The following is a 9,724-nucleotide window of genomic DNA, read 5'->3' as shown; positions in this document are numbered from 1 at the left end:
AGTTTCCAGGGGGAATTCTCTGAAAAAAATTTTCATCCGGAAAAAGAAATACTCTTCTAAAATACTTAAATGAGGAGGGATAAGAGTGAAAGAAGCGGAATGTTTGAAACAACGCATTGAACAAGCCCGGTATAAGCTGAATAAGTTGGAAAATCAATATACTCTGGGCCATCCCGCCGTGCTCCATCAATCGATGGTGCTCGACGAACTTATAAATGAATACAACAGGAGTTCTGACACGCATTCAGCCATGAAATCGTTCCATAGCAACAATGAACCTGTAAACGAGGAGCTTTGGCCTACCCACTCCTTGCGTCTCCGGTTTGTCTGAACACAGAAGGATTGAAAGTTAAAAGTTATAAAAACTTGCGTGGTTGCGGCAAATCGTTTGCACAATCTTCGAAGTATCATCTGGTGCCGCAACTGCATCCTCTCTCCCCGCGCTAAACTTTAAGAATATATCGGATCATCTCCCTCTTCACTCTCTATTTAATCCCCCTACTGATATAAATCCTCACATAAAAACCAAAAAAATCCTTAATCTCAGCATAAACAGGGTCGAATTACGCATTTTTACATAAAAATGTGTTTTTTATTATGCTATTTTGTGAAAATACCTGACATGGACACAGTTTTTTCACAGCTCGAGGTAAAACGTTAAAGGGATAAAGGGATTTTTTGAAGAAATAAGTCGAAAACAAAGGAAACATTCAAAGAGAGTATTGTCGGCCCATATTTTATGGAAGGCGGGGAGTCCTATGGCACTAAGAAAGAACAAGGAAGAGAAGATCAAGAACGGGCTGCAGCCTGAGCTTAAGGTTGTGGAGAAGAAGGAGCCGGATCACCCGGCTGTACAGGAAAAGAAGGTAAGCGGGCTATTCTCCGCATTGCGTTCAATGATTCGAACCTTTAGCAATATGGGTATCCGCGGCAAGCTGTTTTTGTCCGTGATTTTATCTGTCGTTGCTATTTTCGTTATTGTATCGGTTGTGATCTACAGCAATGCTAAACAAATTATTGTAGATGATCTGAACAGCTCGCTGACTTATGAGAAGGAGGAAATCAGTGTAAAGGTCAATGATCTGCTTCAGCCCGCTATGAACAGTGTGGAGCTGCTCAATGCCAATGCTTATGTCCGTGACTTCATCGATCGGGCAGACTCCGGGGATACGCTAAAGACGACAAACGGCTATAGTGAACTGATCCGTACACTTAACCTGATTAAGGAGAACAACAAGAACCTGCTGAACGTATATGTGGGATTGGATGCGTTGAACAAAGTAATTACCCAGGATGAGTTTGAACCTCCGGCAGATTTTAATCTGAAGGAACGCGACTGGTACGCGGTGACGGCCAATAATAACCGTGTTACAGTTACTGACCCTTATATTGATGCCGGCTCGGGCAAGATGGTAGTCAGTGTCAGTGCGCCGATTCTGAATGATGCCGGCAAGCTGATTGGAGTGGCGGGAGCGGATATCTCCACGGAGCAAATAACACAGGCGTTGAGTGCTTTTAATTATAAGGGCAGCGGTTTTGCCGTACTGATTGATAAGACCGGTACGTTCATCTATCATCCGGACAGCGATAATATTCTGCTGAAGAAGATGGGCGATCTCGGCGAGGACTGGAAAGCAGTCGGTGAAAAAATGACCCAATGGGGCTCCAATGTCATCCAGACGGATATCGACGGAAAGGCAAGCTATGTATCCTATTCCCCTGCGGTGGAGAACCAGTGGTCGGTAGCGCTGATTGTTCCTGAAAAAAATGCGGAGAAGAAACTGCAGATGTTCAAACTGATCTTCATGCTCTCCATCATCGCTTCTATAGTGGTGATGTCCGTGCTGCTCTATTTTGTCTCCAACAGCATTCTGAAGCAGATTCCGATCCTGATTGCTGCTTTCCAGAAGGCGATGTCCGGTGATTTGTCGGTACGGGCCAAGGTTACAGCCAAAGGAGAAATCGGGGTGTTAGCGCACGGCTTCAACGATATGATCTCTTCGCAGCAGGCGCTGATTCAGGACATTATGAGCAGCTCGCAGAGCATTTCGGGTGCTGTAGACAATACGGAGAAAAATGTATCTGCGCTGGACGGAAGCATCTCCGAGATCTCGGCTATTACGGAGGAATTATCGGCTGGAATGCAGCAGACGGCAGCCTCGATGGAGGAAATGAACGCCAGCACGAATGAGATCGGGCATGCGGTCAGCGGTATTGCCCGCAAAGCCCAGGAGGGCGCTGATGCTGCCAGAGCCATCAATGAGCGGGCCGAACGGCTCAAAGAGGGGGCGTTCCGCTCGCGGAAGCAGGCGGACGAGATGTATGGAGAAAGCGAAGAGAAGCTGCGGAGCGCGATAGAGCAATCGAAATCCATCTCACGGATTGGCGCCTTGACTAGTGCGATTCTGGAGATTGCTGCCCAGACCAACCTGCTGTCGCTGAACGCCTCGATTGAAGCGGCCAGAGCGGGAGAAGCAGGCCGGGGATTCGCTGTTGTGGCGGAGGAGATCCGCAAGCTGGCCGACAACTCGCGAGACACAGTGACTGAGATTCAGGAGGCAACGGAGGCCGTAGTTAGAGCGGTGTCCGGCCTGGTGGAGGGGGCGGAGAGTATGCTGCGCTTTATGGACCAGCAGGTGCTGCAGGACTATAATTCCATGCAGGAGACAGGCCGTCAGTATAGCGAGGATGCCAAATATATCGATGAGCTGGTAACGGACTTCAGCGCCACCTCCGAGCAGCTGCTGGCTTCCATCCAGAGTATGCTCACCGCAATCAGCGAGACCAGCAGTGCCACGAACGAAGGAGCTGAGGGCGCGGGGAGCATCGCTGCCCAAGCCGAGCAGATTATTGGCAAATCCGGGGGCATCGTGGCCGAGATGGAAGAAATCAAACACAGCTCCGCCCAATTGCTGACAACGGTATCCAGATTCAAAGCTTAACTGCCGAACTAGGCCGTATATAAAAGGTATTCATGTGTTGCCCGGAGAGGACAATGCTTGATAAAATGTCCTTGGAAGAGTATGTTACAAGAAGCAAATAGATTAGATAGAGACAGTGAGGCGAGGAATTGATGAGAGAAGGCGAAAACCGGATCGTAGGAATGGAAGATATTGTGCGGGCACACCATGTGCTGCGGGAGGTTATCGTCCGTACACCGCTGCAGCTGGATGCGGTGTTGTCGGCCAAATATGGCTGCAATGTGTATTTGAAACGTGAGGACTTGCAGATTGTCCGTTCTTTCAAGATTCGCGGCGCGTACAATATGATTCGCAGCTTGTCTGCGGAGGATAGAAGCAAGGGAATCGTCTGTGCCAGCGCGGGAAACCATGCGCAGGGCGTGGCGTATTCCTGCAAAGCACTAGGCATTAAGGGCAAGATCTATATGCCAACCACCACCCCCAACCAGAAGATCAAACAGGTCCGGCGGTTCGGCGGTGAATATGTTGAGGTTATTCTGAAGGGGGATACCTTCGACGATGCGTATGATGAAGCCTTGCAGGCTTGTATTGATCACGGGATGACACTGATCCATCCCTTCGATGAACCGCGTATTATCGCCGGCAACGGGACGGTTGCCATGGAGATTATGGAAAGTTTGGACAAGCCGGCGGACTTCATGTTCGTTACCATTGGCGGGGGCGGTCTGGCTGCCGGTGTAGCCACCTACGTGAAGACTGTAAGCCCGAATACCAAGGTGATTGGTGTAGAGCCGACTGGTGCGGCTTCCATGAGGGAAGCCATGAACAACGGGGCTGTAGTGACCCTTGAAGAAATCAATAAGTTTGTGGACGGCGCAGCCGTGAAGCGTGTCGGCGGACTTACCTATGATATCTGCTCCCGGCATCTGGATGACGTTATTAAGGTGCCGGAGGGCAAGGCGTGCACGACAATCCTGGAGCTGTACAACGAAAATGCCATTGTCGTTGAACCGGCAGGCTCGCTGCCCATGGCTGCGCTTGATCAGTACCGTGATCAAATCCGCGGCAAGACGGTGGTCTGCATCGTGAGCGGCGGCAATAATGACATTGACCGGATGCAGGAAATTAAAGAACGGTCATTGATTTATGAAGGTCTGAAGCATTACTTTATGGTCAACTTTCCGCAGCGGGCCGGTGCACTGCGTGAGTTCCTGGCCGAGGTGCTTGGTCCTAACGATGATATTACACGGTTCGAGTATACGAAGAAGAATGACAAAGAGAACGGCCCGGCGCTGGTCGGCATCGAGCTTCTGAACACAGATGACTACGCTCCGCTGATCGAACGGATGCAGCAGAAGGGTCTTGATTATACCGAGATCAACAAGGATCCCAATCTGTTTAATATGCTGATTTAAGCAGGGATACACGGTTTACCGGTTATCTATAGAAAATGCCCGCCCCCGAAACAGCAGGGGCGGGCATTTTTGCATAGTTCAGGAGAGGGGGACTTCTGTCTTCAGATACTGCTGGACACCTTCATCAAGCTTATAGCCGTTCTCCTTCAACAGCTTCATAAGGCCATCCAGCTTCTGGAGAAATTGACTGCTGCCGTTGTGTTTGGCCAGTATGCTGCTATAGGCTTTCTGGGCTTCCAGATCCATCTCCAGATTGTCATAGTGGAAGAGCGGCGTATTATTCTGACCATAGAAAGTATCGCTAACATACATGGAATACAGCGTCTTAACTGCCGCGATCCGGTTGGATTTGGGGTAGGACAGGGTGAACTCTTCCTGGGACAGCGCCCGGGCAACCACATCCGTCCAGGAAATCACAAGGCCGTTGTCCTTGGATGAAGGAAGCTCCGACTCGATGGCCATAATCGTAATATAATCGCGGATGTCATCCGTAACATACATTTTATATCTGCGGTAGGTTGAATAATCGATGATTGGAAAAAAAGTCCCTTCCGCATTCTCCAGCTTGTAGCCGCTCTCTCCGGCGCTCTTCAGCAGGCCGCGCAAGGCAGCATCCTCCGTACTCTCGGCAAGCTTGGCCATGCTGCTGCCCTCTTTGTAGATGGAGGCGAGTTTACGCTGGATTTCGTTGCTGCTGAATTTGCTCTCCCAGGATTGCAGCAGCGATTTTTGCAGATTCTCCAGCCTCAGGGTCATTAATGCCGCCTGATAGGGGGTGACCGAGTAAATGTTGCTGTTCAGGTAGCTGATTCCCTGATGAAGCGTGCTGGGAGATTTCAGCAGCGACAAGGTCGTTTTATAGACCGCCTCGGCATGTTGCTTCTTGGCGGCTTCAGTTACCACTGATTTGGAGGCTCCGGCAGATGCGGCGGCTGATCCTTCCGCCTGCACGGGTGCAGCGAAGCCCGACTGGATTCCCAGTACTGCAGCAATAACCGCGGTTAGTATGATGTGCTTCTTCATGGAAGTTCCTCCTGTTTGGTCGGAAGTAGAATAAGAAATCTATGATCTGAAGAATATAAGTTTTAGTCCAAGCCCTCCGCCCAGACACAGAATCAGGCTCACCCAGGGGGAGATGGAGATGACCGGAAACAAGTTTTCGAGGAATGCCCCGGCAAATACGGCGATGATGACGATAACGACATAGACGCCCAGCCCTTTGAGATCAAAGGGTTTAGGTTTGGGTGCATCGCTTTCGGACAGGGAAGACAGCCATTTCATAAGCAGTTCAATGATAACCACGGACCCTGCGCCTACGAGGAGAATCGTAAACAGGCTGATCTGGCTGAATATGCCTGCTGACCCGGTGATCCATAACAGGATGAGCCCGGCAATCGCGAGTACAGCGAACAGACTCGTCAGAGATGCCCAGGATATCATCAAATAATAGTTCCACTGGCTGCGCACAGGGCGTTCAGGAATGCTGTCTATGATCTCCCGGAAATAATCTCCCGGATGCTCTCCGAATATTTGCTTGGCATCTTTGCCTTTACTCTGTTCCCGCAGTATAAGGTTTGCTGCTTCCAGCAGCAGTTCCTCCGCGCGGACAGCTTCTACCCGGCTGCTCCGCAGCTCCAGAATCATATCTTCCATATAAGAGCGGTTAGAGGGTGTCATCTGCTCGCGCAGAACGTTATTTTGTTTAATCATAGCTTTGACTTTCATAGTATGGATGTAAACCTCCAGTAGTCTTGATCGGGATAGCCTATAACCTAGAGTATACGGTTGGGCGGCTGTTGTGTGCAAGGACATCCATTTTGCCTGTCCCGTGAATAATCCTTTTGGAAGAGTGAACACTGATAATGAAGTTTGAAGTTGCTTCACCAAATACAGCTTATAGGAAGGCGGGCAGCGTTATGGCGCATGAGAAAAAAGAAGAATCAGGCAAATTCATGGGTGACGGCTTCGCGCCTGCGCAGGCTAATGAAGTGGGCGATTGGGGCAATTCCGACGGCTTCAGCCTGTGGGACGCAGCGGGGCAGGACCAGGATAACGGCCTGGAGGATTGGGAAGGCAGAAGGGAAACCCATGATATGTTTTACGACAGCTACGATTGAGTGAGTTTTGCGGGCAGGGGCCTCTTTTGTTCCTTTGGGAGCGGAAGGGGCCTTTTCGATCATTAATGATTTCCGCTGGCTTCTTGTTGACAATAATAACGTAAACCGTATAATAAAGATATAAATCACACTAAATTAATCGGAATTATTATACTTTGGAATTGCTTTACTTTTAGAGGAGGATAAGGCCATGGAACGGAACATTATTATCCGGCATAACCAGGAGGAGCTCACAGCAAGCATACATTATCCATCGCGTGAAAAGGGGGGCAGCGGCCGCTGCAAGGACCGTGTGCCTCTGGCGGTTATTTGCCATGGTTTTGTAGGCAGCCGGATCGGTGTTGACCGGATCTTTGTCAAGGCAGCCCGTGAATTGGCGCAGGACGGATATATGGTGATCCGCTTTGATTATGCGGGATGCGGAGAGAGCACCGGGAATTACGGCAGCGAGGATATGGAATCCATGATTGCCCAGACCCGGGCCGTGCTTGATTACGGGATCGGTTCTGCTGATGTGGATCCGCAGCGCGTTACGCTTATCGGACATAGTCTCGGCGGTGCGGTAGCTCTCTTGACTGGAGTCCGCGACCGGAGGGTGAAGAATCTGGTTCTGTGGTCTGCCGTCGGCTATCCGTTCAATGATATCGTAAAGATTGTAGGAAGGGAAGCTTATGACCGGTCGGTGAAGAGCGGGTCGTCCGATTACGCCGGATATACGTTTACTCCGGTATATTTCAACTCGCTGGCTGCTTTCCAGCCTTTTCAGGAGGCCGGCAAGTTCAGTGGAGATGTGCTCGTTATTCATGGAACCTCCGACGATGTCATTCCGGTTGATTATGCCTTCCTTTACCAGAAGCTGTTCTGGACCCGGCCGGAGGGACGCTGCGACAAGGAGATCATTTTTCAGGGAGACCATACCTTTTCCTCAGGCCCGGCGCAGGAGCAGGTGCTGAAACGGACCCGGGAGTGGATGAACCAGCAGGAGCATCTGCAGCAGGAATGGCAGAACTGGATGATATAGGTGATATGTAGCATTAGCAATAACTGTGATTTAGCGGTAAAATAAAGGGGCACACCATATACTGGGTTATGGAGGTTGGCACCCTATGAAATTACCGGCATTTTTTATTGCGCACGGTTCTCCGCTCCTCGCTCTGGAGGATAATGAGTACACCCGTTTCCTGGAGCGGCTTGGTCAGGATCTGGGGAAGCTCCGCGGTATTGTAGTTTTCTCCGCGCATTGGGATAGCCCTGAGCAGCTGATTACCGTGGACGCACAGCATGAGACGCAGCATGATTTCTATGGATTTCCGGAAGAAATGTATTCGCTGACCTATCCTGCCCCGGGTGATCCCGCACTCAGCAACCGTATTTCCGAGCTCTTCAAGGAGAATAATCTCGCCCATCAGCCTGTTCTGGGGCGCGGCCTTGATCATGGCGTATGGGTGATCCTGAAGAAGATGTTCCCGCAGGCCGATATTCCGGTAGTGGCTTTATCCGTCGATTCTTTGCGCTCTCCCGAGGAACAATATACTATCGGGCGAATGCTGGCTCCGCTGCGGGATGAGGGGATACTGCTGATCGGAAGCGGAGGATTAGTCCACAATCTGCGGCTGCTCAAGCAGGATGATACACCCGAGCAATGGGCGCTCGATTTCGATGCGTGGGTTGCCAAAGGACTTGCGGCATGGGATCTGCCATCTTTGTTCGCGTACGAGAAGCAGGCGCCGCATGTGCGCGATGCGGTTCCGTCTTATGGAAGGGAACATTTTGTTCCGCTCTTCTATATTATGGGCACCGCAGATGAAGGCAAGCGGGCACAACTGATGATTCAGGCGTATCAATACGGAACGCTCAGCCTGAACTGCTGGATGGTAGACTAGCGCAAATTCATACAACAAACATAGGATACAGCCGATAGCGGGCTGTATCCTCTTTATTTTGCGGATGAAGACAAATCTGCTAGCCTGTGATTAAATGGAAGAAACGCGATACGGGTTTTGTACGAAGTGAATTTTGTGCGGAGTGAATTCAAAGAGGTAATGCTACAAAACTTTAAGCACATGCTTTCGAAGCCAGTTTTGTACGGAGTAGAATCTATGAAGTAAAGCTACAAAACTTTTAGGAGGAACAACAAGTTTATGACCATGAACCGCTATTCTTCCCGTCTCATATCCGGCCTTATGCTTACTGCACTGCTGCTCTCCGCCTGCGGAACACCAAGCGCGGAGAATCTGCCTGCCCCGTCCCCATCGCCCACACTGTCTCCGGTGCCAACAGCTTCCATAGAGCCGTCGCCGACAACCGATCCTGCTAACACGGGGCAGTTGTCCGGATTGACCGGGCTTCCGGTGCAAGGTGAGCTGCTGAGGCCTTTGGCTGTAATGATCAATAATGCACCCGCTGCCCGGCCGCAGTCCGGTATCAGCGAAGCGGACATTCTGTACGAAGTGTTGGCCGAAGGCGGAATTACCCGGCTGATCGGGATCTTCCAGAGTCATACCGGAGTCGTCAAAATCGGACCTATCCGCAGTATCCGCCCTTATCTGATCGATATCGGCGAGAGTTATGGGGCGGTCACGGTACATGCCGGAGGCAGTCCCGCTGCATATGCGATTCTGCAAGGTCAGAAGAAGGAGGATATGGATGAGATCGGCCGGGCCGGTGCCTATTTCTGGCGGGACAAGGAGCGCAAAGCTCCGCATAACCTCTACAGCAATGCAGCCAAGCTGCGGGAGGGCGCCGGAAAGCTGGGGTATGCCGAGAAAGCACAGGTTCCCGGGTATCCATTCACCGATCCGGATTTCTTGCCGACTGAAGGTGAGGCTGCTGTGGAGTTAAATGTAAGCTTTCTGCTGACGAGTTATAACGTAGGTTATAAATATAATCCCGAGACGCGAACCTACCTGCGCTGGGTGAACGGGAAGCCGCATTTGGATCTGAATAATGCCAGTCCTGTGGAAGCGGCGAATGTCATGGTGATTGGATCGGACCATAAGGTGCTGGATGATGTCGGCAGACTGCAGATTGATGTGGAGCTGGGCGGCGAAGCGCTGCTGTTTCAGCGCGGGCAGGTGATCAAAGGCAAATGGTCTCGCAAGCCGGACGATGTGATCCGGTTTGTGAAGAGTGACGGGACAGAAGCGCTGATGTATCCAGGCGTCACACATATTCTGATCGTCCCCAATGCGCCGGCTTTCAGCAACCATGTGAACTATACAGCGGTCCCAAGTACAACGTGATTCCAAGCCTCGAAAATAGCTGTTCAGAG

At 50.9% G+C, this 9,724-nt stretch carries 9 protein-coding genes; 7 read left to right on the top strand and 2 right to left on the bottom strand.

Annotated elements, in window-relative coordinates; genetic code table 11:
• The first annotated feature begins 85 nt into the window (after positions 1–85).
• From ACQ76X_RS26985 to ilvA, 3 genes are all read left to right on the top strand, one after another.
• A complete protein-coding gene (locus ACQ76X_RS26985) occupies positions 86–331 on the top strand; it encodes an aspartyl-phosphate phosphatase Spo0E family protein (RefSeq protein ID WP_438496865.1) in 246 nt (81 codons plus the stop codon).
• A gap of 427 nt (positions 332–758) precedes the next feature.
• On the top strand, positions 759–2,942 hold the full coding sequence (locus ACQ76X_RS26980; protein ID WP_438496864.1) for a methyl-accepting chemotaxis protein: 2,184 nt from the start codon (positions 759–761) through the stop codon (positions 2,940–2,942).
• A gap of 131 nt (positions 2,943–3,073) precedes the next feature.
• Complete coding sequence (ilvA, locus tag ACQ76X_RS26975) at positions 3,074–4,336, top strand: threonine ammonia-lyase IlvA (protein WP_438496863.1); 1,263 nt, start codon at positions 3,074–3,076, stop codon at positions 4,334–4,336.
• Positions 4,337–4,414: 78 nt separating this feature from the next.
• On the opposite strand, the gene ACQ76X_RS26970 is transcribed toward ilvA, so the two are convergent.
• Both ACQ76X_RS26970 and ACQ76X_RS26965 read right to left on the bottom strand, forming a co-directional pair.
• The gene (locus tag ACQ76X_RS26970) at positions 4,415–5,359 is read right to left on the bottom strand and encodes a hypothetical protein (RefSeq protein ID WP_438496862.1); all 945 of its coding nucleotides are present in this window, start codon (positions 5,357–5,359) and stop codon (positions 4,415–4,417) included.
• Positions 5,360–5,398: 39 nt separating this feature from the next.
• Positions 5,399–6,061: a DUF1129 family protein gene (locus ACQ76X_RS26965; protein WP_438496861.1), complete on the bottom strand. Its 663-nt coding sequence runs from the start codon at positions 6,059–6,061 to the stop codon at positions 5,399–5,401.
• 191 nt (positions 6,062–6,252) lie between these two features.
• Between ACQ76X_RS26965 and ACQ76X_RS26960 the strand changes: the two genes are divergently transcribed.
• The 4 genes from ACQ76X_RS26960 (at position 6,253) to ACQ76X_RS26945 (ending at position 9,695) form a co-directional block, all read left to right on the top strand.
• On the top strand, positions 6,253–6,453 hold the full coding sequence (locus ACQ76X_RS26960; RefSeq protein ID WP_341089694.1) for a hypothetical protein: 201 nt from the start codon (positions 6,253–6,255) through the stop codon (positions 6,451–6,453).
• Between the two features lie 190 nt (positions 6,454–6,643).
• Positions 6,644–7,474: an alpha/beta hydrolase family protein gene (locus ACQ76X_RS26955; RefSeq protein ID WP_076110180.1), complete on the top strand. Its 831-nt coding sequence runs from the start codon at positions 6,644–6,646 to the stop codon at positions 7,472–7,474.
• An 85-nt stretch (positions 7,475–7,559) separates the two neighbouring features.
• Positions 7,560–8,336, top strand: coding sequence for a DODA-type extradiol aromatic ring-opening family dioxygenase (locus ACQ76X_RS26950; protein WP_438496860.1), 777 nt, complete (start codon positions 7,560–7,562; stop codon positions 8,334–8,336).
• A gap of 258 nt (positions 8,337–8,594) precedes the next feature.
• The gene (locus ACQ76X_RS26945) at positions 8,595–9,695 is read left to right on the top strand and encodes a DUF3048 domain-containing protein (RefSeq protein WP_438496859.1); all 1,101 of its coding nucleotides are present in this window, start codon (positions 8,595–8,597) and stop codon (positions 9,693–9,695) included.
• Positions 9,696–9,724 lie beyond the last annotated feature (29 nt).

Origin of the sequence: Paenibacillus sp. IHBB 3054, from assembly GCF_051594305.1 — a bacterium.
In the GTDB taxonomy this organism is placed as follows: Bacteria; Bacillota; Bacilli; order Paenibacillales; family Paenibacillaceae; genus Paenibacillus_AQ.
This window is presented reverse-complemented; position numbering and strand designations above follow the sequence as displayed.